The 22,490-nt window shown below is 67.5% G+C and carries 18 protein-coding genes; 11 read left to right on the forward strand and 7 right to left on the reverse strand.

Annotated features, from left to right (window positions below; translation table 11 throughout):
• The first annotated feature begins 29 nt into the window (after nucleotides 1–29).
• Nucleotides 30–899 carry a trypsin-like serine peptidase gene (locus DY245_RS17790; protein WP_128508240.1) on the forward strand — a complete coding sequence of 290 codons (870 nt, stop codon included), beginning with the start codon at nucleotides 30–32 and terminating at the stop codon, nucleotides 897–899.
• 80 nt (nucleotides 900–979) lie between these two features.
• On the opposite strand, the gene rplI is transcribed toward DY245_RS17790, so the two are convergent.
• From rplI to rpsF, 4 genes are all read right to left on the reverse strand, one after another.
• A complete protein-coding gene (rplI, locus tag DY245_RS17795) occupies nucleotides 980–1,426 on the reverse strand; it encodes a 50S ribosomal protein L9 (protein ID WP_128508241.1) in 447 nt (148 codons plus the stop codon).
• Between the two features lie 18 nt (nucleotides 1,427–1,444).
• Nucleotides 1,445–1,681 (reverse strand): 30S ribosomal protein S18, encoded by a 237-nt coding sequence (gene rpsR, locus DY245_RS17800; protein WP_003978893.1) that lies wholly within the window; start codon nucleotides 1,679–1,681, stop codon nucleotides 1,445–1,447.
• A 110-nt stretch (nucleotides 1,682–1,791) separates the two neighbouring features.
• Entirely contained in the window at nucleotides 1,792–2,388 is a 597-nt protein-coding gene (locus DY245_RS17805) for a single-stranded DNA-binding protein (protein ID WP_128508242.1), read from the reverse strand.
• Nucleotides 2,389–2,470: 82 nt separating this feature from the next.
• The gene (gene rpsF, locus DY245_RS17810; protein WP_006604399.1) at nucleotides 2,471–2,761 is read right to left on the reverse strand and encodes a 30S ribosomal protein S6; all 291 of its coding nucleotides are present in this window, start codon (nucleotides 2,759–2,761) and stop codon (nucleotides 2,471–2,473) included.
• Nucleotides 2,762–2,989: 228 nt separating this feature from the next.
• Between rpsF and DY245_RS17815 the strand changes: the two genes are divergently transcribed.
• The 3 genes from DY245_RS17815 (at nucleotide 2,990) to DY245_RS17825 (ending at nucleotide 5,645) form a co-directional block, all read left to right on the forward strand.
• Nucleotides 2,990–3,307, forward strand: a complete 318-nt coding sequence (locus DY245_RS17815) for a hypothetical protein (protein WP_128508243.1) — start codon at nucleotides 2,990–2,992, stop codon at nucleotides 3,305–3,307.
• Nucleotides 3,308–3,429: 122 nt separating this feature from the next.
• On the forward strand, nucleotides 3,430–4,548 hold the full coding sequence (locus DY245_RS17820; protein WP_128508244.1) for a lipid II:glycine glycyltransferase FemX: 1,119 nt from the start codon (nucleotides 3,430–3,432) through the stop codon (nucleotides 4,546–4,548).
• 65 nt (nucleotides 4,549–4,613) lie between these two features.
• Complete coding sequence (locus DY245_RS17825) at nucleotides 4,614–5,645, forward strand: alanine racemase (protein WP_128508245.1); 1,032 nt, start codon at nucleotides 4,614–4,616, stop codon at nucleotides 5,643–5,645.
• A 94-nt stretch (nucleotides 5,646–5,739) separates the two neighbouring features.
• Here DY245_RS17825 and DY245_RS17830 read toward each other — a convergent pair whose 3' ends face one another.
• Both DY245_RS17830 and DY245_RS17835 read right to left on the reverse strand, forming a co-directional pair.
• Nucleotides 5,740–7,221, reverse strand: a complete 1,482-nt coding sequence (locus DY245_RS17830) for a glycosyltransferase family 87 protein (protein ID WP_128508246.1) — start codon at nucleotides 7,219–7,221, stop codon at nucleotides 5,740–5,742.
• Between the two features lie 128 nt (nucleotides 7,222–7,349).
• Nucleotides 7,350–10,022 (reverse strand): transglycosylase domain-containing protein, encoded by a 2,673-nt coding sequence (locus DY245_RS17835; protein WP_425329402.1) that lies wholly within the window; start codon nucleotides 10,020–10,022, stop codon nucleotides 7,350–7,352.
• 361 nt (nucleotides 10,023–10,383) lie between these two features.
• Between DY245_RS17835 and DY245_RS17840 the strand changes: the two genes are divergently transcribed.
• The 4 genes from DY245_RS17840 (at nucleotide 10,384) to DY245_RS44460 (ending at nucleotide 14,217) form a co-directional block, all read left to right on the forward strand.
• The gene (locus tag DY245_RS17840; protein WP_128508247.1) at nucleotides 10,384–11,064 is read left to right on the forward strand and encodes a PadR family transcriptional regulator; all 681 of its coding nucleotides are present in this window, start codon (nucleotides 10,384–10,386) and stop codon (nucleotides 11,062–11,064) included.
• A 46-nt stretch (nucleotides 11,065–11,110) separates the two neighbouring features.
• The gene (locus DY245_RS17845; RefSeq protein WP_128508248.1) at nucleotides 11,111–12,193 is read left to right on the forward strand and encodes an inositol-3-phosphate synthase; all 1,083 of its coding nucleotides are present in this window, start codon (nucleotides 11,111–11,113) and stop codon (nucleotides 12,191–12,193) included.
• Nucleotides 12,194–12,271: 78 nt separating this feature from the next.
• Entirely contained in the window at nucleotides 12,272–13,531 is a 1,260-nt protein-coding gene (locus DY245_RS17850; RefSeq protein WP_128508249.1) for an MFS transporter, read from the forward strand.
• 110 nt (nucleotides 13,532–13,641) lie between these two features.
• The gene (locus DY245_RS44460; protein WP_181923732.1) at nucleotides 13,642–14,217 is read left to right on the forward strand and encodes an LppU/SCO3897 family protein; all 576 of its coding nucleotides are present in this window, start codon (nucleotides 13,642–13,644) and stop codon (nucleotides 14,215–14,217) included.
• Nucleotides 14,218–14,328: 111 nt separating this feature from the next.
• Here the strand turns inward: DY245_RS44460 and DY245_RS17860 are convergent, their stop codons facing one another.
• Complete coding sequence (locus DY245_RS17860; RefSeq protein WP_128508250.1) at nucleotides 14,329–15,804, reverse strand: CCA tRNA nucleotidyltransferase; 1,476 nt, start codon at nucleotides 15,802–15,804, stop codon at nucleotides 14,329–14,331.
• A gap of 249 nt (nucleotides 15,805–16,053) precedes the next feature.
• Here DY245_RS17860 and DY245_RS17865 point away from each other — a divergent pair, with 249 nt between their 5' ends.
• From DY245_RS17865 to DY245_RS17875, 3 genes are all read left to right on the forward strand, one after another.
• Entirely contained in the window at nucleotides 16,054–18,309 is a 2,256-nt protein-coding gene (locus DY245_RS17865) for a DUF6049 family protein (RefSeq protein ID WP_128508251.1), read from the forward strand.
• Between the two features lie 46 nt (nucleotides 18,310–18,355).
• Nucleotides 18,356–20,593 (forward strand): murein biosynthesis integral membrane protein MurJ, encoded by a 2,238-nt coding sequence (gene murJ / locus DY245_RS17870; RefSeq protein ID WP_128508252.1) that lies wholly within the window; start codon nucleotides 18,356–18,358, stop codon nucleotides 20,591–20,593.
• Between the two features lie 107 nt (nucleotides 20,594–20,700).
• Entirely contained in the window at nucleotides 20,701–22,422 is a 1,722-nt protein-coding gene (locus tag DY245_RS17875; protein ID WP_128508253.1) for a protein kinase family protein, read from the forward strand.
• Nucleotides 22,423–22,490 lie beyond the last annotated feature (68 nt).

The raw sequence follows: 22,490 nt of genomic DNA on the forward strand, positions 1-22,490 counted from the left end.
AACACGCAACGCGTGTCGATAATGACCGTGTGCGCTCGCTTGCCAGGAAGTCCGTGCTGCCCCTGACGTTCACCGTCGTCATGGCCGCTGCCGTGGTCGGCTACGCCTCGGAGCAAACCGATACGAGCAGTGGCGGCGGCGGCCGCAGCAGCTTCGGCAAATCCGGCGAGGCCGGCGGCCAGGATCCCCAGGACCAGGACCCCTCCGCCACGGCCCCGGCCGATGACGGCAATGCGTACACCCCGCGCAGAACCGAGCAGAACGCCCGGGTCGGCGCGGTCTTCGAGAAGGACGACTCCGGCGATCACTTCTGCACCGCGAGCGTGGTGCAGAGTCCGGGCCGGAACATGCTCATCACCGCGGCGCACTGTGCTTACGACAGCGACGCCAGGAGCACGGTCAACGACCTCGTCTTCGCCCCCGACTACCGCAACGGCGAGGAGCCCACCGGCCTGTGGAAGGTCAAGAAGGTGATCGTCGACGACCGCTGGGCCAAGTCGCAGGACGAGGATCTCGACGTCGCCTTCCTCATACTCGACAAGAAGAAGGGCAAGCAGGTCCAGGACGTCCTGGGCGGCAACACCCTCGGCATCGACCGTGGCTTCGACAACGAAGTCAAGATCACCGGCTATCCCACCAGCCGCAATACCCCGATCTCCTGCCAGAACCGCACCACGAAGTTCAGCGACACCCAGCTGCGTGTCCAGTGCACCGACTTCGAGGGCGGTACGAGCGGCAGCCCTTGGCTGGCCGACTACGACCCCAAGAGCCACACCGGCACGGTCATCGGTGTCCTGGGCGGCCATGAAGGCGGCGGCGACGAAGACGATGTCTCCTATGCCGCGTACTTCGACGACGACATCGCCAAGCTCTACAAGCACGCCCAGGACGAGGACTGAGACCGGGCCATCGGCGCCCCCAACACGGCGAAGGGCCGCACCCCGGTGACGGGGTACGGCCCTTCAGCGTTGTCCTGCGATTACGCGGCGACGACCTCGACGCCCAGCTTCGCAACGACCTCGGCGTGCAGACGCACGGAGACCTGGTGCGAGCCCAGGGTCTTGATCGGCGAGCCGAGCTCGACACGACGCTTGTCGACGTCCGGACCACCGGCAGCCTTGATCGCCGAAGCGACGTCGGCCGGGGTGACGGAGCCGAACAGGCGGCCCGCGTCGCCGGCGCGAACGGCCAGCTTCACGTTGACGCCTTCGAGCTTGCCCTTGACCTCGTTGGCCTGCTCGATCGTGGCGATCTCGCGGATCTTGCGACCGCGGCGGATCTGCTCGACGTCCTTCTCGCCACCCTTGGTCCAGCGGATCGCGAAACCGCGCGGGACCAGGTAGTTACGGGCGTATCCGTCCTTGACGTCAACGACGTCGCCGGCGGTGCCGAGGCCGGAGACCTCGTGGGTGAGGATGATCTTCATTAGTCGGTCACCCTTCCCTTATCGCGCGGTGGACGTGTAGGGCAGCAGCGCCATCTCACGGCTGTTCTTCACGGCCGTGGCGACGTCACGCTGGTGCTGAGTGCAGTTGCCGGTGACTCGGCGGGCACGGATCTTGCCGCGGTCGGAGATGAACTTCCGCAGCAGGTTCGTGTCCTTGTAGTCAACGTAGGAGATCTTCTCCTTGCAGAACACGCAAACCTTCTTCTTAGGCTTGCGAGCAGGCGGCTTCGCCATTGTCTCTCTCCAATGAGTTCAAGAAGTTTGTGCTGACGCCCTCAAGGCCCCAGGCCGTTTCACGGCGCTGTTTCACGTGAAACAACGCGGAATCGGGCCCGCTGTAGGACCTAGAAGGGCGGCTCGTCCGAGTAGCCACCGCCGGAGCTACCGCCCCAGCCACCGCCGCCGCCACCACCCTGCTGGCCACCGCCGGCAGGACCGCCGGTCGCCCACGGGTCATCGGCAGGAGCAGCGCCGCCGCCCTGCTGACCGCCGCCGGAGCCGCCGCCCCAGCCGCCGCCACCCTGGCCGCCGCCCTGCTGACCGCCGCCGAAGCCGCCGCCGCCCTGGCCACCGCGACCACTGGTCTTGGTGATCTTGGCCGTGGCGTTCTTCAGGCTCGCGCCCACTTCCTCGACGTCGAGCTCGTAGACCGTGCGCTTCACGCCCTCGCGGTCCTCGTACGACCGCTGCTTGAGGCGGCCCTGGACGACCACGCGGGTACCCCGCGTAAGGGACTCGGCGACGTTCTCCGCCGCCTGACGCCACACCGAGCAGGTCAGGAACAGGCTCTCGCCGTCCTTCCACTCATTGGTCTGACGGTCGAAAGTGCGGGGAGTGGACGCGACGCGGAACTTCGCGACCGCCGCACCGGACGGGGTGAAGCGCAGCTCGGGGTCGTCGACAAGATTGCCGACAACCGTGATGACGGTCTCGCCTGCCATTAGGGGAACCTCTCGGCGGGTGTGCTGCTGGCTGCTGGTGTTGCTGCTACTCGAACCCGGTTACCGCTGGGCGCTTGCGCGCTCAGTGGGTCTCGGGACGGAGGACCTTGGTCCGGAGGACCGACTCATTCAGGTTCATCTGACGGTCGAGCTCCTTGACGACCGCAGGCTCGGCCTGCAGGTCGATGACCGAGTAGATGCCCTCGGGCTTCTTCTTGATCTCGTAAGAGAGACGACGACGGCCCCAGGTGTCGACCTTCTCGACCTTTCCGTTGCCCTCACGGACGACGGAGAGGAAGTTCTCGATCAGCGGGGAGACAGCGCGCTCCTCGAGATCGGGGTCGAGGATGACCATCACCTCGTAGTGACGCATGTGGAACCCACCTCCTTTGGACTCAGCGGCCACGGTCGTTCCGTGGCAGGAGGGTCATATGCGTTCCGCGCCGAGCCCGGCCGGCCATCCGGACAGACATAGGCGCAGACCGTACAGAGTACCTGCCTGAGGCCTTCCGGTTGAAATCCGGCCGCTGTACCCCCCAATCTGGAACACAACGGGTGTGAGCGGCGTTACAGTGCGCCGCCCTGTCATCGGAGGTTCCGCATGGCACAGGCAGCTAGGACCCAGCGCAATCTGCTCTCGCTTCTCAACAGCGACGGCAGGGACCATCCCGTCGAGAACACCTTTGCCCTTGTGACCGTGGTGCTCGGCGCGATCGCCGCCTTCACCACGCTCTCTCCCAGTCTGCACCTGGTCAGTTCCTGGGTCGGCCTGATCGGAATCGGCACCGGCCTGTGGGGCCAGTTCATCTCGTCGACGACAGGCGAACGCTTCCTGTTGATCATCGGGCTCGGGGCAGCGGCCTTTGGCTTCTACCTCGGCCTGGCACACGGCGGCCTCTGGGGCGGTGTCATCGGCTAGCCGATGCGGCATACGGGGTCCAGCCCGTATGGCCCAGACGGGGCGCTCCCCGGTCACAGTAGGCTTCGGCGCGAGAGCCGGAGCCCCGACCAAGGGGACACACCTGCCGAGGAGCGCCCCGCATGAGCCTGACCCTGAGGACCATTAGCCGAGAGCAGCATCTGGCATACATCCAGAGCCTGCCCGCGGCGAGCCACATGCAGGTCCCTGCCTGGGCTGACGTCAAGGCCGAATGGCGTTCGGAGAGCCTGGGCTGGTTCGACGCGAGCGGCGAGCTGGTCGGCGCCGGCCTGGTGCTCTACCGCCAGGTGCCCAAGGTCAAGCGCTATCTCGCGTACCTCCCCGAGGGCCCGGTCATCAACTGGTACGCGCCGAATCTGGAGGACTGGCTGCAGCCGATGCTCGCGCATCTCAAGCAGCAGGGTGCCTTCACCGTGAAGATGGGCCCGCCCGTCATCATCCGCCGCTGGGACTCCACGGCGATCAAGGCCGGCATCCAGAACCCCGACGTCAAGCGGCTGCGGGACGTCGAGGCGACCCACATCGAGCCGCGTGCCTTCGAGGTGGCCGACAAACTGCGCCGCATGGGCTGGCAGCAGGGCGAGGACGGCGGCGCCGGCTTCGCCGACGTACAGCCGCGTTATGTCTTCCAGGTGCCGCTGGCCGACCGCTCGCTGGAAGAGGTCCACAAGGGCTTCAACCAGCTGTGGCGCCGCAACATCAAGAAGGCCGAAAAGGCCGGCGTCGAGGTCGTCCAGGGCGGCTACGACGACCTGGCCGAGTGGCAGCGCCTCTACGAGATCACCGCGGAGCGCGACCACTTCCGGCCGCGTCCGCTCGGCTACTTCCAGCGCATGTGGACGGCGCTCAACGCCGAGGACCCCAACCGCATGCGGCTGTACTTCGCCCGCCACGACGGCGTGAACCTGTCGGCGGCAACGATGCTCGTCGTCGGCGGGCACGTCTGGTACTCCTACGGAGCCTCGGACAACATCGGCCGCGAGGTCCGGCCCTCCAACGCGATGCAGTGGAAGATGCTGCAGGACTCCTACGCGCTCGGCGCCACGGTCTACGACCTCCGCGGCATCAGCGACTCCCTCGACGAGAACGACCACCTCTTCGGCCTGATCCAGTTCAAGGTCGGCACGGGTGGGCAGGCAGCGGAGTACCTCGGCGAGTGGGACTTCCCGCTCAACAAGCTGCTGCACAAGGCGTTCGACCTCTACATGGCGCGCCGCTGACCGCTCCACCGCACCGTTCGTACTCCTGACACACCCCAGCCACGAGAAAGGTTCCGGGCCCGGCCATGGCGCTCACCCTCTACGTCGACACCGCGCGCTGGCGGGCGCATCAGCAGAGCGTTCTCCAGCAGTTCCCCGGGCTGGTCCCGGTCTGCAAAGGCAACGGTTACGGCTTCGGCCATGAGCGCCTCGCCGAAGAGGCAACCCGCCTGGGTGCCGACATCCTCGCGGTCGGGACGACCTACGAAGCGGCCCGTATCAAGGACTTCTTCAGCGGCGACCTGCTCGTCCTGACCCCGTTCCGCCACGGCGAGGAGCCGGTGCCGCTGCCCGACCGGGCGATCCGCTCGGTCTCCTCTGTCGAGGGCGTGGGCGGCCTGGTCGGCGCCCGGGTCGTCATCGAGGTCATGAGCAGCATGAAGCGCCACGGCGTCAAGCCGGAGGACCTGCCGAAGCTGGCCGCGGCCATCGAGGATGTCCGGCTCGAAGGCTTCGCGATGCACCTGCCGCTGGACCGCGCCGACGGGTCCGACGCGGTCGACGAGGTCATCGGCTGGATGGACCAGCTCCGCAACGCCCGTCTCCCGCTGCACACGATGTTCGTCAGCCACCTCAAGGCCGATGAACTCGCCCGTCTCCAGCAGCAGTTCCCGCAGACCCGCTTCCGCGCGCGGATCGGTACGCGGCTGTGGCTCGGCGACCACGAGGCCACCGAGTACCGCGGCTCGGTGCTCGACGTCACCCGCGTCGCCAAGGGCGAGCGCTTCGGCTACCGCCAGCAGAAGGCGGCCTCCGACGGCTATCTCGTCGTGGTGGCCGGCGGCACCTCGCACGGCGTCGGCCTGGAGTCGCCCAAGGCGCTGCACGGTGTGATGCCGCGCGCCAAGGGCGTGGCCCGGGCCGGCCTGGCGACCGTCAACCGCAATCTCGCCCCGTACGTCTGGGCCGGGAAGCAGCGCTGGTTCGCGGAACCCCCGCACATGCAGGTGTCGATCCTGTTCGTGCCGGCGGACGCGCCGCAGCCACAGGTCGGTGAGGAACTGGTGGCCCATCTGCGGCACACCACCACCCAGTTCGACCGCGTCGTGGACCGCTGAGGCGGCCTGAGCTCCAGCTCAGCACACACCAAGGGCCCGGTACCGCAGACATCCGCTGCGGCACCGGGCCCGGTGCATGTACGCCGGTGCCGGCTCAGTCCCTTACGGCGCCCCAGCGCACCTGCGGCGCCCCCTCGAACTGCACCGCGTGCTGAGGCCGGTGGTACGTCCGCCCCAGCACGAACGCATCGGGGCTGCGATCCAGAACACCGCCCGACGGATCGTCGTCCCCGTCCCTGCGGACCACATCGCGCTCCGGCATCAGGATGTCCCGTACGACCACGGCACACACATAGAGCGTGCCCAAGAGGTGCAGCGCGATCGCCAGCTGGTAGCCCTCGGTCGGCAGCCCCTGGTGCTTGTCGCCGTTGCCTGTGTAGGCGAGGTACATCCAGATCCCCAGGAAGTACATGACCTCGCAGCCCTGCCAGATCAGGAAGTCCCGCCAGCGCGGCCGGGCCAGCGCGGCGAGCGGGGTCAACCACAGGACGTACTGCGGCGAGTAGACCTTGTTGGTGAGGATGAACAGCGCGACGACGAGAAATGCGAGCTGCGCAAAGCGCGGCCGGCGCGGCGCGTAGAGGGTCAGCAGGCCGATGGCGCCACAGCCCAGGATCATCAGCAGCGTGGCGTAGGTGTTCGCGTTCTCCAGGGGGTTCCCGGTGCGCTGCGAGATCAGCAGCCAGATCGAGCCGAAGTCGATGGGCCGCTCCTGGCTGAAGGTGTAGAACTTCGCCCAGCCCTCCCGGATGTGGAACCCCGACGCATTGTGCGTGATCATCACCGGCAGGTTCACCACCAGCCAGGACACCACGGCACCGGCCACCGCCTTGCCGTACGCGCGCCAGGCTCCCGCGCGCCAGCACAACACCAGCAGCGGGCCCAGCAACAGCGCCGGGTACAGCTTCGCCGCGGTCGCCAGCCCGATCAGAACACCGGCCGCCAGCGGACGGCTGCGTGACCACATCAGCATTCCGGCGGCGGTCAGGGCGATCGCCAGCAGGTCCCAGTTGATGGTGGCGGTGAGGGCGAACGCGGGGGCCAGGGCGACGAGGAGGCCGTCCCAGGGGCGTCGGCGGTGGGTACGGGTGACACACACCGCGATGACGGCGGCGCAGATCATCAGCATGCCGGCGTTGACCAGCCAGTAGATCTGCTCACGGTGCTGGATCGCCCCGCCGTGCGGGGTCATCCAGGAGGCGACCTCCATGAAGACACCGGTCAGCACGGGGTATTCGAGATACTCCATATCGCCGGGCAGCCGGTCGAAATACGGGATCAGTCCCTCGGCGAAGCCCCGCCCCGCATAAAGATGGGGGATGTCGGAGTAGCAGGCGTGGGTGTACTGGCTCGTGGCGCCGAAGAACCAGCCGCCGTTGTAACAGGGCAGCTTCTGCACCATGCCGAGCGCGAACATGCCGATGGCCACGAGCGCGATGACCCGCACCGGCGTCAGCCAGCTCGTCCCGAGCAGTGCGCGTCGGCCGATCGGCCCTCCGATCAGCTCGCTGCCGGCCGCCGACACCTCATCCCGCTTCGTCGGCCGTACCGGCTCGTCCCGTCGCACGCTCGTCATGGCCCCATCCTGCCGTACACCCCTGGGCAGAACATGGCGAAGCCCCTGTCCGACTTGCCGGACAGGGGCTTCGTCGCTCGATGTTTCACGTGAAACGGTCAGCGTTTCACGTGAAACATCGGCGGTCCTTACGAACCGGTCGGGCCGCCGAACAGGCCACCATTGCCGCCGTTGCCATTGCCATTGCTGCCGCCGTTACCGCCCGGGTCCGGGGTAGGACTGGTACCTCCCGTACTACCGCCGGGATCGCCCCCGGTGCCCCCATTGGTCGCCCCACCGGTGTCCTGGCATCGGGGGTCCCACTTGGAGCAGGTCGCGGTCGGGCTCGGGCTCGTCGAGTTCGTCGGGGAAGCGGACTCGCTGGGGGTCTCCGACGGAGTCTCCGAAGGTGTGTCCGACGGCGTCGGAGTCGGCGTCGGAGACGGCATGCCTGCCTCATCCATCCGCTGCCCGATGGACGTGGCGGGCGGGAAGGGCACCCCTTCGACCCCGTTCATCGCCTGCAGCATGTACTCCGTCCACACCTCGGTGGGAAGCGCACCACCGTGGATCGAGTCGAAGCCACCGACACCGTTCATGGACAGCTGACGCGGATTCTGCGCGTCCTCACGGAACATCGTGACGGCCGTCGAAAGCTGCTTGGTGTAGCCGACGAACCAGGCCGACTTGTTCTCGTCGGTGGTGCCGGTCTTGCCTGCCGCCGGCATGCCCAGCCGATTGGCTTCCTTCGCCGTGCCGTTCTTGATGACGTTCTCCAGCACCTTGGTCACATTGTTGGCGATGTTGGAATCCATCGCGGTCTGCTGCTTGGGCTTCTCGAAGCCCGTCAGGTCAACACCCTCCTTGCTGACCTTGGTCACCGAATACGGCTCGACCTTCGTTCCCGACGCCGCAAAGGTCGCATAGGCATCGGCCATACGAATCGCGCTCGGTGTGGAGGTGCCCAGCGCGAACGACGGGTTCAGGTTCTTGTCGAAGCTGGCCGGTGCGATACCCGCGGACTCTGCCATGTCCCGGACCTTGTCCATCCCGACATCCATGCCGAGCTGAACGAATGGCGTGTTGACGGACTGCTCCATCGCCTTGGTCAGAGGGATATAGCCCCAGGGATGGTTACTCTCGTTCTCTTGATAGAAGGGCGAGTTGTCCTTCTTCATGACGTAAGAGCCGTCCGCGTTCTTGACCTTGAGATGGTCATCACCGTTGTAACGACTGTCCGGCGAGACCGCCGTTCCAGGGCTCGCGATGGTGCCGTACTTCATCGCCGCAGCGAGCACGAACGGCTTCCAGGTCGAGCCGACCGGCACACCGAAAGTGTCGGCGTTGTTGCTGAAGTGCCCCTTGTCGTAGCCCTCACCGCCGTACAGGGCGACGATCTTGCCGTCTCCCGGCACCACGGAGGCACCACCGAACTGGACGTATTTGTCCTTCGCGCGCTTCTTTGGGTTGATGTATCGCTTATTGACCTTCTTGACCGCAGCCTCGAGCTGACTGGTCTTCTTCTCGTCGAAGGTCGTCCGGATCGTGTATCCGCCCTTGTCGAACTGCGCCTCGCTGATGCCCCCGTGCTTCAGCACGTACTTCTTCGCGGTGTCCATCATGTAGCCGATCTGACCGCTCTTGCTGGCCACCGGCTTCGGCCTGTTCGGCGTGGGGAACTTCGTGTACTGCGCCCGCTCCTGCTTCGTCATGAGCTTGTTCTCGACTTCGCGGTCGAGGATCCAGGACCACCGCGCCTTGGCACGCTTGGTGTTCTCCGCGACGGAGGCACCCGGGCCCGTACCGCCCGCCGGGTCATACAGGTCGGCACCCTTGAGCACGGTCGCCAGGAAAGCACCCTCACTCGGCTTCAGCTTGCTTGCGTCCTTGCCGTAGTAGGCCTGAGCCGCTGCCTGAATCCCGTAGGCGCCGCGCCCGTAGTAGCTGGTGTTCAGGTACCCCTGAAGGATCTCGTTCTTGTCCATCCGCCAGCCGACCTTGATCGCGATGAACAGTTCCTTGAACTTGCGGTCGAGGGTCTGCTGCTGGCTCAGCATCGCGTTCTTGACGTACTGCTGGGTGATGGTCGATCCACCCTGGGTCTCGCCGCCCTTGGCCATGTTGAGCACGGCACGCGCGATACCCATCGGGTCCACACCCGAGTCCGTCCGGAATGAAGCATTCTCTGCGGCGATCGCCGCATTCTGCATGGAGGTCGGAATTTCGGCGATATTGACGTTCTGCCGGTTTGTCTCACCATCGCGGGCCATGACCTTTCCATTGGCCCAGAGGTAGACGTTGTTCTGCGACTTGGCGGCATCACTCTCGCTCGGGACATGCACCAAGGCCAGCGCTATCCCGGAGGCGCCGACGATCACGCCGAGGAAGGTGACACAGAGGCTGGCCACCTGTTTCCAGGACGGCACAAAGCGTCTCCACCCGATGCGGTTGGCACGCGGGTAGTCGATGAAGCGCTTCTTGGCAGGCTTCCCGCTGCCGCGACCGCGTCCACGACCTCCCTCCGGGCCACCACCGCCACCGCCGCGACGGCCCCCACCACCACGACCGCCGGCGCCACCACCGGTGGCCATGGCTGAGGCATCGGATGCCCGCCGGCGGCCGCCACGCTGGGCGGCTCTGCGAGCCTCGGCCCGCCCACCCAGCTGCGAATCCTGGCCGGACGGTTCGGAGTGCGGGACAGGACCGGCAGCGGAGCCACGCGAAGGGGCGGAACGACGCCCTGGTGGCTGCTGTGCGGCGCGTCGGGCCGCGGCACGTCCGCCACTCTGCGGCTGTGGCGGTTTGCGACGGTGCTCGCTCATGGAACGAATACTCCTCGGGCAGGCGCGCTATCTCGTCGCCTGAAGGCGGCAGTTGTCTTCAGGTCCCCCCGATGCACGACCCGCTCCTGAGGCGCGAGCCGCACTACACCGAGGACGAGGACGCCTGATATCGGCCCACGGTTCCCGGCAGTCTGCATGCCGCACAGACTACGCACCGCCAAAACCTGCCCAGTGTTGAAATTCACTCCAAATCAGTCACGCCGATTAGCACGAATTGGTGATGTGACGCCGTTCACCGTCCCCCCACTTGTTCCACCCAGGTGGCCGTTCTATCGTCTGGATGTATCGAGTCGATACATCAGCACGACATAAAGTACGCACGCGGCCAAGGAGGCGGAGGATGAGCAGACGTTCCGGCATCCTCGAGTTCGCCGTCCTCGGCCTGCTCCGTGAGTCCCCGATGCACGGCTATGAGCTGCGAAAACGGCTCAACACCTCACTCGGTGTCTTCCGTGCGTTCAGCTATGGCACCCTTTACCCCTGCCTCAAGGCGCTGGTCGCAAGCGGCTGGCTCATCGAGGAGACGGACGGCGCCCCGGAGGGCGTTCCCGCTGCGGCTCTGACAGGGCGCCGAGCCAAGATCGTCTACCGATTGACCGCAGCGGGCAAAGAGCACTTCGAGGAGCTGCTCGCCCACTCCGGACCGGATGCATGGGAGGACGAGCACTTCGGCGTCCGCTTCGCATTCTTCGGCCAGACGTCGCGGGACGTGCGGATGCGTGTGCTGGAAGGCCGCCGAAGCCGGCTGGAGGAGCGCCTCGAAAAGATGCGTACCTCCTTGGCCAGGTCCCACGAGCGGCTGGACGACTACACCCTCGAACTACAGCGGCACGGCATGGAATCCGTGGAGCGCGAAGTCCGTTGGTTGAACGACCTCATCGAGAGTGAGCGTGCCGGGCGCGATCAGCGCGCACCGGGTCCCGCAGCGCAGGACAAGAAGAACGAGTCAGGAGATACGGGCGGCCTGCCCCGGCACCGGGGTGGTTCCCGGCCGGATCCGTCCGATGACACCACCACATGAGGCTCTGCTGTGCAGGTCCTCATCGAGAACACAGGGAGCAACCGGAATGGGTTCGGTTCGCGTAGCCATCGTCGGCGTGGGCAACTGCGCCGCCTCGCTGGTACAAGGCGTCGAGTACTACAAGGACGCCGACCCGAAGAGCCGCGTGCCCGGCCTCATGCACGTGCAGTTCGGCGACTACCACGTGCGTGACATCGAGTTCGTGGCTGCCTTCGACGTCGACGCCAAGAAGGTCGGCCTCGACCTCTCGGACGCCATCGGCGCCAGCGAGAACAACACCATCAAGATCTGCGATGTGCCGAACGCCGGCGTGCAGGTCCAGCGCGGCCACACCCTCGACGGCCTGGGCAAGTACTACCGCCAGACCATCGAGGAGTCCCCCGAGGCCCCGGTCGACATCGTCAAGGTCCTCAAGGACAAGCAGGTCGACGTTCTGGTCTGCTACCTCCCTGTCGGCTCCGAGGACGCCGCGAAGTACTACGCCCAGTGCGCCATCGACGCCAAGGTCGCGTTCGTCAACGCCCTCCCGGTCTTCATCGCCGGCACCAAGGAGTGGGCCGACAAGTTCACCGAGGCCGGTGTGCCGATCGTCGGTGACGACATCAAGTCGCAGGTCGGCGCGACCATCACGCACCGCGTGATGGCCAAGCTCTTCGAGGACCGGGGCGTCATCCTGGACCGCACGATGCAGCTGAACGTCGGCGGCAACATGGACTTCAAGAACATGCTCGAGCGGGAGCGCCTGGAGTCCAAGAAGATCTCCAAGACGCAGGCCGTCACCTCCCAGATCCGGGACCGTGAACTGGGCGAGGACAACGTCCACATCGGCCCCTCGGACTACGTGGCCTGGCTGGACGACCGCAAGTGGGCCTACGTCCGCCTCGAAGGCCGCGCCTTCGGTGACGTCCCGCTGAACCTTGAGTACAAGCTCGAGGTCTGGGACTCGCCGAACTCCGCGGGTGTCATCATCGACGCCCTGCGCGCCGCGAAGATCGCCAAGGACCGGGGCATCGGTGGCCCGATCCTCTCCGCGTCCTCGTACTTCATGAAGTCGCCGCCGGTGCAGTACTTCGACGACGAGGCACGGGTGAGCGTCGAGCAGTTCATCAACGGCGAGATCGAGCGCTGAGGCGCCCGACGCACCCACTCTTCGCAGGCCTCCGGGTATTCCACCCGGGGGCCTGCGGGCTGTGTGAGGCTGTGCCTCATGCATGCAGTGCGCGATCTCCGCGTATTACTCCGGCTACGCGACTTCCGTTCGCTCCTTGCCGTACGGCTGCTGTCCCAAGCCGCCGACGGCGTGTTCCAGGTCGCGCTCGCCACCGTCGTCGTCTTCTCGCCCGAGAAGCAGACCTCGCCCGAAGCAATCGCCTCCGCCATGGCGATCCTGCTGCTCCCGTACTCCCTCCTCGGGCCGTTCACCGGTGTGCTGCTCGACCGCTGGCGGCGCCGGCAGGTCCTGCTGTACGGAAATCTGCTGCGCGCCCTGCTGGCCATGGCGACAGCGGCACTGATCGTGTCGAAGGTCCCCGACTGGCTCTTCTATGCCTCGGCCCTGTCCGTGACCGCCGTGAACCGCTTCGTCCTGGCCGGGCTCTCGGCCGCGCTCCCGCGTGTGGTCGACGGTGAACAGCAGCTGGTCATGGCCAACTCCCTTGCCCCCACGGCCGGAACGCTCGCCGCAACGGCCGGGGGTGGGCTCGCCTTCGCCGTCCGGCTGACCGGCTCGCATATGGACGCCTACGTCGTGCTGCTCGCCGCGGCCCTCTATTTCTGTTCGTCCCTCACCTCCCTGCGCATGGCACCGGAGCTGCTCGGCCCTGACCCCGCCCGCCTCCAACCGCACCTGCGAGAAGCCCTGTTGAGCACCGTGCGAGGACTTGCGGACGGTCTGCGCCACCTCGCCGAGCGGCGCACCCCGGCCCGTGCGCTGACCGCGATGACCTTGATCCGTTTCTGCTACGGAGCTCTGACGGTCATGGTGCTGATGCTGTGCCGGTACTCCTGGGCCGAGACCGAATCGGAGGGCCTGGCGCTGCTCGGGATCACCGTCGGAGTGTCAGGAGCGGGCTTCTTCACTGCCGCTGTCGTCACGCCCTGGGCGGTCGCGCGGCTCAGCACGTTCGGCTGGATCGCCTGCTGTGCCGCGTTGGGCGCGGTATTGGCGCCGGCTCTCGGCCTGTTCTTCACGCCGGGTCCGATGCTGGCTGCCGCGTTTGTGCTCGGCCTCTGCACCCAAGGGACCAAGATCTCCACGGACACGATCGTCCAGTCGTCGGTCGACGATGCCTTCCGCGGCCGGATCTTCGCCATCTACGACGTGCTGTTCAATGTGGCGTTCGTCGGCGCGGCCGCGGTCGCCTCTCTCATGCTGCCGCCGGACGGAAAGTCAGCCGCTCTGCTCGGGGTGGTGACCGTGCTCTACGCGATGGTCGCCGCGGCTATGGCTCGCTATGGCCGCGGTTAGGCGCCGTCTCTCTCACCTCTGGTGACCCAGCCCCTGCGACCAGGCCCCCGGACCAGATACCTTACGGGCGTCCTACACGAGCCTGTACACATCAATATCGGGGGAATCCCATGACCACGCCGCCTCAGGGCCAGAATCCATACGGCCAGGCGCCGTACGGGCAGCAGCCATACGGACAGACCCCGTATCCGCAGGCACCGCAAGCGCCCCAGGCTCCCTACGGCCAGCCCCAGGGCGGCTACGCCTACCCCCAGCAGCCGCAGGCTCCGTACGGACAGCAGCCGCAGCCGGGTTACCCCATGGCGCCGCAGCAGCCCTACATGCAGGGCGGAGCTCCCGTCCCGCCGCAGCCTTCCCGTCCTCGCCGGTCTCCCATGGCGGTCCTGAAGGCGATCGGCGTCGTTGTCGCCCTGATCGTCGTGGCCGTGGCCTGGGTGAGCAGTTGGGACGACGCCGACACCGCCAAGGTCGGCGACTGCATGAAGAACAACGGCAACACGATCAACCCCGACCTTCAGGTGGTGGATTGTGGCACCGCAGAGGCCAAGTTCAAGGTGAAGGAGGTGCACTCCGACACCACCGACATGTCCGTCTGCCCCGCGAACACCACGGCCTACGCGGAGAGCCAGCACCGCCGTAGGGGCTCCGACACCAAGTTCGTGCTCTGTCTGACGGACGTGAAGTAGAGCCGGGCAGACACTTCGCACAGCACGCGGGGCGGTGTTTCACGTGAAACACCGCCCCGTTGTTTCACGTGAAACACGACGGTCCATCGACCGCCTGTTTCACGTGAAACATCAGCCCTGAGTGGCCCACCACTCCTTCAGAGCGGCGATGGCCGCCTCCCGGTCCATGGGCCCGTGCTCCAGTCGGAGCTCCAGCATCTGCTTGTACGCCTTGCCGACCTCAGGCCCGGGGCCAATGCCCAGGATCTGCATGATGTCGTTCCCGTCCAGATCCGGGCGGATGGAATCCAGTTCTTCCTGCTCCTGCAGCCGCGCGATGCGCTCCTCGAGCCCGTCGTAGGCGCGCGACAGGGCAGTGGCCTTGCGCTTGTTCCGGGTGGTGCAGTCCGAGCGCGTCAGCTTGTGCAGCCGCTCCAGCTGCGGGCCGGCGTCGCGCACATATCGGCGGACCGCGGAGTCCGTCCACTCACCGGTTCCATAGCCGTGGAAGCGCAGATGCAGCTCCACCAGACGTGAGACGTCCTTGACCATGTCGTTGGAGTACTTCAGAGCGGTCAACCGCTTCTTGGTCATCTTCGCGCCCACCACCTCGTGATGGTGGAAGGAGACCCGGCCGTCCTTCTCGAAGCGGCGCGTCCTGGGCTTGCCGATGTCATGCAGGAGGGCCGCCAGCCGCAGCACCAGATCCGGCCCGTCCTCTTCGAGGTCGATCGCCTGCTCCAGGACCGTCAGCGAGTGCTCGTAGACATCTTTGTGACGGTGATGCTCGTCACGTTCCAGTCGCAGCGCGGGCAGCTCGGGCAGAACCATGTCGGCCAGGCCCGAATCCACGAACAGCCGCAGGCCCTTGCGCGGGTACGGCGCCAGGATCAGCTTGTTCAGCTCGTCCCGTACGCGCTCCGCGGAGACGATCTCGATACGGTCCGACATCGCCTCCATCGCGGCAACGACCTCGGGGGCGACCTCGAAGTCCAGCTGCGCGGCAAAGCGGGCCGCGCGCATCATCCGCAGCGGATCGTCCGAGAACGACTCCTCCGGCGTCCCCGGTGTCCGCAGCACCCGGGCGGCCAGGTCCTCCAGGCCGCCGTGCGGGTCGACGAACTCCTTCTGCGGCAGCAGGACCGCCATGGCGTTCACCGTGAAGTCCCGGCGGACCAGGTCTTGCTCGATGGAGTCGCCGTAGGACACCTCGGGCTTGCGGGAGGTGCGGTCGTAGGCCTCGGAGCGGTAGGTCGTGATCTCGATGTCGAACGAGTCCTTCTTGCAGCCGACCGTGCCGAAGGCGATGCCGACCTCCCAGAGCGCGTCCGCCCACGGCCGGACGATCTTCAGGACGTCCTCGGGGCGGGCATCGGTGGTGAAGTCCAGATCGTTGCCGAGCCGGCCGAGCAGCGCATCCCGGACCGAGCCGCCGACCAGGGCAAGTGTGAACCCGGCCTCCTGGAATCGGCGGGCCAGGTCGTCCGCAACGGGGGAAACCCTCAGCAGCTCGCTCACGGCGCGGCGCTGCACATGGTTCAGCTCGTTCGTCGACTGCGGGCTCTGCTCGGCGTGCGGGGCAGGGAGGTCATTGTTGGCGTTCGGCACAACAAAACAGGGTACGTGGCCGCGCGGCGCGAGGCGTCACGTAATAAAGGGGACAGGCCGGGCGCACGGCCGCCGGCCAGGCGATCATGTGGAGCAGTCCCCGGCACTCGGGCGCGCCAGGCCTCGTTACCATTCGTGGACGCACATTCCGACGACCACTGACGACGACGAGGGACGGGCGAGCGCGTGGCCGAGGCGGCAGGGTTCCAGGGGACTGAACGGCCGCGTGGTCGATGGCTGCGAAGGACCGTGACACTGCTCACCGGAGTACTCCTGCTCGTGGGGCTGCTCCAGCTCCCGCACGCCCCCTCGGCCCAGGCGGCTCCGACAGGCTCCCGCACCGTCGACGTCACCATCGACTCGATGTCCCCGTCCGCTCCCACCAAGAGCGACACGATCACCGTCTCCGGCACGCTGACCAACAACGGCCGCAATACGATCACCGGCGCGCACGTCGGAATGCACCGCGGCGATGCGCTCGGCAGCCGCAGCGCCATCGAGGCTGTGACCCATCGCACCGGATATCAGCCGGGCGCGGACGGCCAGGAGGTCGAGGGGCACAAGGAGAAGATCGACAAGCTGGAGCCGGGCATCAGCCGCCCCTTCACCCTCAGCGTGCCGGTCAAGGACCTCGATCTCGGCGATGACGGTGTGTATCAGATCGGCGTCTCTCTGTCCGGACGTTCCCAGGCCGCACCGTCCGAGCAGGTCCTCGGCATCGACCGGACGTTCCTGCCCTGGCAGGCGGCCAACGTCGACAAGAAGACGCAGCTCACTTACCTGTGGCCGCTGATCTCCTCCACCCACCTCACCGCCGAGACCGACGCCGACGCCCAGCAGACGCCGGTGTTCCTCAACGACGACCTGGCCGCCGAGCTCGCGCCCGGAGGCCGGCTGCAGCAGATGGTCGCGCTCGGCAAGAACCTGCCGGTGACCTTCGTCATCGACCCCGACCTGCTCGCGACGGTCGATGCGATGACCAAGTCGTACCGGGTGGACGGCCCCGACGGCCCCATGGGCAAGAACCAGGCGGTCGCCAAGCAGTGGCTGCACGAGCTCGAAGAAGCGGTCAAGACGCACGAGGTTGTCGCGCTGCCGTTCGCCGACCCCGACCTGGCCTCGCTCGCGCACCACGGCAAGCGCGTGCCCAGCGCGCTCAGCCACCTCGGTCCGGCCACCGACCTCGCCGACAAGACCGTGGACACGATCCTCGGCGTCAAACCGCGTACGGACTTCGCCTGGCCCGTCGACGGCGCGATCGACTCCTCCATCGTCGATGTCGCCACCTCGGCCGGAGCGCACAACGTGATCACCCGCGGCGACAGCCTGCGGGAGACCGGCGGACTGTCCTACACCCCGACGGCGGCCCGCCCCATCGGCGGCGGCAACACCGCGATCGTCGCGGACGCGCAGCTCTCGCAGGCCTTCGAGGGCGATATGTCGAAGGCCGGAAACGCCACCCGCGCGGTCCAGGAGTTCCTCGCCCAGACCCAGATGATCAATCTCCAGGACCCGGACCGGCAGCGCAGCGTCGTCGTCGCGCCGCAGCGCATTCCGTCGGTCAGCCAGGCCCAGGCGATGGCCACCGCGCTGCGGGATCTGAAGGAGTCCGGGCGCTGGAGCCAGTCGCTGAACCTCGGCGGCGCGGCCAAGGCCAAGCCCGACCCCGCGGCCACCCGCCAGGTGCCGAGTGGCGCCGCCTACCCGTCCTCGCTGCGCAGGCAGGAGCTCTCCACCGACGCCTTCCGGCAGATCCAGGGCACCCAGTCCGCACTGGACGACTTCCGGGTGATCCTGGCCCAGCCGGAGCGGGTGGTGACCCCGTTCGGCAACGCGATAATGCGGGAGATGTCGACGCAGTGGCGCGGTGACGGCACCGGCGCCGCCGCGTTCCGCCACTCCGTGCGCAGCTACCTCGACGGTCTGACGAAGAAGGTGCGCCTGATCCAGAAGTCGGACGCCACGCTCTCCGGGCGCAGCGCCACGATTCCGGTGACGGTCCAGAACAACCTCTTCCAGGGCGTCAAGGACGTGACGCTGAAGCTGACCTCTTCCCAGCCCAACCGACTGGACCCGGGGAAGTCGCAGCAGATCACGGTGGACGGCGGGCACAGCCAGTCGTTCAAGTTCAACACCACGGCGAACGCCAACGGTCGCGCCTGGGTGACCGCACAGCTCTACACCGCGGACGGAAAGCCCTACGGTGAGCCCATGACGTTCCAGGTGAACGTCACGGAGATCACCGCGACGGTGATGCTCGTCATCGCGGGGGGCGTGCTCCTGCTCGTCCTCGCCGGCGTGCGGATCTATCTCCAGCGCAAGCGGGCGGCCGCCCAGCGCGCCGAGGACGGGTCCGACGACGACGGATCCGACGGCGAGCCGGGCACCGACGGCGACAACGGCGGCACGGACGGCGACGAGCCCGAGCAGCCGAGTGACCCCACGCCGGACACCGGATCGGAAAGCTCCGGCCCGTCCGGCTCAGGTGAGAAAGTGGACCGTTGATATATGGCGGGGCCGGATGGCCGGCGACGGATGAGGTGGGGCAGCGATGAATGCGCCGTACGACGGTGACCGGGGCCGGGGCGCCAATGGCGACCCCATGGGGCCGGTCCCTCCGACGCCCCAGTTGCCCGCGGACCAGGACCCCTACGTCCAGGACCCCTACGTCCAGGACGCCTACCGCAACGATCCGCACCACGCGCAGGACCCGACGGCCCAGGACCCGGTGACCGAGGCGCTCTACGACCGCGCCGCGCACCCGCCGCCGCCTCCGGGGCAGCCCACTCAACCGCTCTACCAGCAGCCTGCCGCGGGCCGGCACACCCCTGACCCGCAGCTCTGGGCCTCGCCTCCGCCGCCCGAGCCGCAGGGCCCCACCCGCAATCTCCCGTACGGCGACGCCGCCGCGACGACACAGTTCGTAGGCGTCGACGACCTGATCACACAGGCCGCCGACGAGCGCCCGGAGCCCGATGCCTTTGCACATCTCTTCCGGGACCAGCAGCCCTACGAGCCCCAGCACCCCGCGCAGCAGGCACCGGTCGGCCCGCCCATGACCGGTGCGGCACCCGGCCCGGAGGCCGTGCCCCAGCAGTCCGCACCGGCGCCGGAGCCCGCCCCCGCCCCCGTGGCGGCGGCCGGCAAGCCCTCCGGCGGCCGCGCCTCCGGCCTGCTCAAGTCCAGCGCGGTGATGGCCGCCGGCACGATGGTGTCCCGCCTCACGGGCTTCATCCGCTCGGCGCTGATCGTCGCGGCGCTCGGCGGCGCGGTCTTGGGTGACTCCTGGCAGGTCGCCTACCAGCTCCCGACGATGATCTTCATCCTGACCATCGGCGGCGGTCTGAACTCCGTCTTCGTCCCGCAGTTGGTGCGCGCGATGAAGGAGGACGACGACGGCGGCGAGGCCTATGCCAACCGGCTGCTGACGCTGGTCGTCGTGGTCCTCGGCGTACTGACGGTGCTGTCGGTGTTCGCGGCGCCGCTGCTGGTGAAACTGGTCTCGTTCGACATCTCACGCGACCCGGCGGCCAACGAAGTCGCCGTCGCGTTCACCCGCTACTGCGTCCCCACGATCTTCTTCATGGGTCTGCATGTGGTGATGGGACAGATCCTCAACGCCCGCGGCCGCTTCGGCGCGATGATGTGGACCCCGGTCCTCAACAACATCGTCATGATCGCCACCTTCGGCCTGTTCATCTGGGTCTACGGCACGGCGAAGACCTCGCACATCGGCGTCACCACCATCCCCGACGAGGGCATCCGCCTCCTGGGGATCGGCACCCTCCTCGGGCTCGTCGTCCAAGCGCTGGCGATGATCCCCTACCTGCGCGACGCCGACTTCAAGCTCCGGCTGCGCTTCGACTGGCGTGGCCACGGCCTGGGCAAGGCCGCCAAGCTCGCCAAGTGGACGGTGCTGTTCGTGCTCGCCAACCAGGCGGGCGTCCTCGTCGTCACCCAGCTCTCCACCTGGGCCGGCAACACCGCCGACCAGCAGGGCCACCCGGGCACCGGCTTCATCTCGTACGCCAGCGCCCAGCTGATCTGGAACATGCCGCAGGCGATCATCACCGTCTCCGTGATGGCGGCGCTGCTGCCGCGGCTGGCCCGCTCCGCGCACGACGGTGACACCGGAGCCGTCCGCGACGACATCTCGCAGGGCCTGCGCACCTCCGCCGTCGCCATCGTCCCGGTCTCGTTCGGCTTTCTCTCCCTCGGCATCCCGCTGTGCACGCTGGTCTACGGCTCGTCCGGCGCCGGCATCCCGATGGGCTACATGCTGATGGGCTTCGGCGTGGGTCTGATCCCGTTCTCGGTGCAGTACGTCGTCCTGCGCGCCTTCTACGCGTACGAAGACACCCGCACGCCCTTCTACAACACGGTGATCGTCGCCGCCGTCAACGCCGTGGCCTCCGGCCTCTGCTTCCTGGTCCTGCCCGCCCGCTGGGCCGTGGTCGGCATGGCCGCCTCCTACGGCCTGGCGTACATCATCGGCGTCGGCGTGGCCTGGCGCCGCCTGGGCAAGCGCATGGACGGCGACCTCGACACCGCCCATGTCGTGCGGACCTACGCACGGCTGGCCGGCGCCAGCATCCCGGCGACGCTTGTCTCCGGGGCCGTGGTGTACGGCATCATGCAGACGCTCGGCAGTGGGTTCCTCGGTTCGCTGGCCGCGCTTGTCGCAGGCGTTGCCGCACTTCTGGCCGTCTTCTACATCGCTGCACGCAAAATGCGCATCGAGGAACTGAACGCCCTGGTCGGCATGGTCCGGTCAAAGCTTGGGCGCTGAGAGAGCACAACCATCGGCTGCCACCGTGTGTCGTGCATAGTGGCGGACTGTGGGCACAATTGTCTTGGCTCATTGAGCCTGCAACGGATGGGGAGGCAGGAACGACGGTGGCGGAACGGAGCACGGCTGCCGTCGACGTGGCCGACACGAGCGGTGAAGAACCGCTGACCGCCAAGGCGGGTAAGGCCACGGACGACGGTGCTAAGGCCGAAAAGGTATCCGGCGGGGAAAAGGACGCTGCACGCACCGACGAGATGCGTGCCGACGCGGCCGAGGCCCAGCCACCGGAACTGCACAGCGGCCACAAGCTCGCCAGACGCTACCGCCTCGAAGAGTGCGTCACCCGTCTGGACGGATTCAGCAGCTGGCGCGCGGTCGACGAAAAGCTGCGCCGGGCCGTCGGCGTGCATATCCTGCCCGCCGACCATCCGCGGGCCCGGCCGGTACTGTCCGCGGCCCGTTCCTCGGCGTTGCTGGGTGACCCCCGTTTCGTCCAGGTCCTGGACGCCGTCGAGGAGAACGACCTCGTCTACGTCGTTCATGAATGGCTGCCGGACGCCACCGAGCTCACCACCGTGCTCGCCAACGGCCCGCTCGAGCCGCATGACGCCTACCAGCTCGTCAGCCAGGTCTCCCAGGCCATGGCCGCCGCGCACCGCGAGGGTCTGGCCCATCTGCGGATCACCCCTGGCTCGGTGCTGCGCACGGAGTCCGGGCAGTACCGCATCCGGGGCCTGGCCGTCATGGCGGCGCTGCGCGGCATCAGCTGCGAGCACCCGCAGCGCACGGACACGGAGGCGATCGGCGCGCTGCTGTACGCCGCGCTGACCCAGCGCTGGCCGTACGAGAACGACGCCCATGGCCTCACCGGCCTGCCGAAGGGCGTCGGGCTGATCGCGCCCGACCAGGTGCGCGCCGGTGTCCACCGCGGGCTGTCCGAGCTCGCTATGCGCGCGCTGATCAACGACGGCGCCACGGCTTCCCGCCAGGAGCAGCCCTGCACCACCCCTGAGGAGCTGGCCAAGGCCGTCGCGGCCATGCCGCGTATCCGGCCTCCGGAGACGGCCTTTGCCACCCCGCCGCCGTACCAGCGCACGGGGTACCAGCAGGGCAGCTACCGGCAGTCGTCGGCCCACAACGGTCCGTCCGTCCGGCAGACGCAGCCCGTCGCCACGCCTCCGCCCCCGCTGCAGAGCCGCACCGGCAAGGCGCTGAAGTGGTCTGTCTCCGCGCTGCTCATCGCGGCGCTGGGACTGGGCAGCTGGCAGCTCGCGGACACGCTGCTGAAGCGCGAGAAGGACCAGGACGACCCGGGGAACTCACAGACGAGCGGTGGCGCGGCCAGAAAGCCGGGCGGTAAGCCGATCAAGATCGTGGATGCCGCGGAGTACTACCCGGACGGCCAGCCACAACACCCCGACCAGGCGCGGGACACCCACGACGGGGACCTCAGCACCTACTGGCGCAGCAAGAGCTATCACGAAGGCCCCGACCTGAACCCCGCCTTCAAGAAGGGCGTCGGCCTCGTCTACGACCTCGGCTCGGCTCGGCAGATAAGCAGCGCGACGATCGGGCTGCACTACGTCGGTAAACACACCACCGTGACGCTCTATGCGGCCAATTCGCTCTCGCCGTCCGAGCCGCTGAGCTCCATGCGCAAGCTCGGCTCGGGCCAGACCGCAGGAACGACCGCAAAGATCAAGCTGAAGCAGCCAACAAAGGCGCGCTACGTCGTCGCATGGATCACCGCGATGCCCTATGCGCCGCGTGACGAGTTCAGCAATCCCGGCTACAAGCAGGGCGTGACAGAGGTGTCCTTCACCAGCTGAGCAGGCGGTGAAGGACGGGCAACCGTCGAGGACCGCACAGGGGGCTCCGGCCGGATATCCGGCCGGAG

The sequence above is a fragment of the Streptomyces inhibens genome (assembly GCF_003389455.1).
In the GTDB taxonomy this organism is placed as follows: domain Bacteria; phylum Actinomycetota; class Actinomycetes; order Streptomycetales; family Streptomycetaceae; genus Streptomyces; species Streptomyces inhibens.

What these genes read in the sequence shown, in the direction of transcription:
- rplI (WP_128508241.1), bottom strand. Translation starts at nt 1,426, where the DNA reads ATGAAGATCATCCTCACCCACGAGGTCTCCGGCCTCGGCACCGCCGGC.
- rpsR (WP_003978893.1), bottom strand. Translation starts at nt 1,681, where the DNA reads ATGGCGAAGCCGCCTGCTCGCAAGCCTAAGAAGAAGGTTTGCGTGTTC.
- DY245_RS17805 (WP_128508242.1), bottom strand. Translation starts at nt 2,388, where the DNA reads ATGGCAGGCGAGACCGTCATCACGGTTGTCGGCAATCTTGTCGACGAC.
- rpsF (WP_006604399.1), bottom strand. Translation starts at nt 2,761, where the DNA reads ATGCGTCACTACGAGGTGATGGTCATCCTCGACCCCGATCTCGAGGAG.
- DY245_RS17815 (WP_128508243.1), top strand. Translation starts at nt 2,990, where the DNA reads ATGGCACAGGCAGCTAGGACCCAGCGCAATCTGCTCTCGCTTCTCAAC.
- DY245_RS17820 (WP_128508244.1), top strand. Translation starts at nt 3,430, where the DNA reads ATGAGCCTGACCCTGAGGACCATTAGCCGAGAGCAGCATCTGGCATAC.
- DY245_RS17825 (WP_128508245.1), top strand. Translation starts at nt 4,614, where the DNA reads ATGGCGCTCACCCTCTACGTCGACACCGCGCGCTGGCGGGCGCATCAG.
- DY245_RS17830 (WP_128508246.1), bottom strand. Translation starts at nt 7,221, where the DNA reads ATGACGAGCGTGCGACGGGACGAGCCGGTACGGCCGACGAAGCGGGAT.
- DY245_RS17835 (WP_425329402.1), bottom strand. Translation starts at nt 10,022, where the DNA reads ATGAGCGAGCACCGTCGCAAACCGCCACAGCCGCAGAGTGGCGGACGT.
- DY245_RS17840 (WP_128508247.1), top strand. Translation starts at nt 10,384, where the DNA reads ATGAGCAGACGTTCCGGCATCCTCGAGTTCGCCGTCCTCGGCCTGCTC.
- DY245_RS17845 (WP_128508248.1), top strand. Translation starts at nt 11,111, where the DNA reads ATGGGTTCGGTTCGCGTAGCCATCGTCGGCGTGGGCAACTGCGCCGCC.
- DY245_RS17850 (WP_128508249.1), top strand. Translation starts at nt 12,272, where the DNA reads ATGCATGCAGTGCGCGATCTCCGCGTATTACTCCGGCTACGCGACTTC.
- DY245_RS44460 (WP_181923732.1), top strand. Translation starts at nt 13,642, where the DNA reads ATGACCACGCCGCCTCAGGGCCAGAATCCATACGGCCAGGCGCCGTAC.
- murJ (WP_128508252.1), top strand. Translation starts at nt 18,356, where the DNA reads ATGAATGCGCCGTACGACGGTGACCGGGGCCGGGGCGCCAATGGCGAC.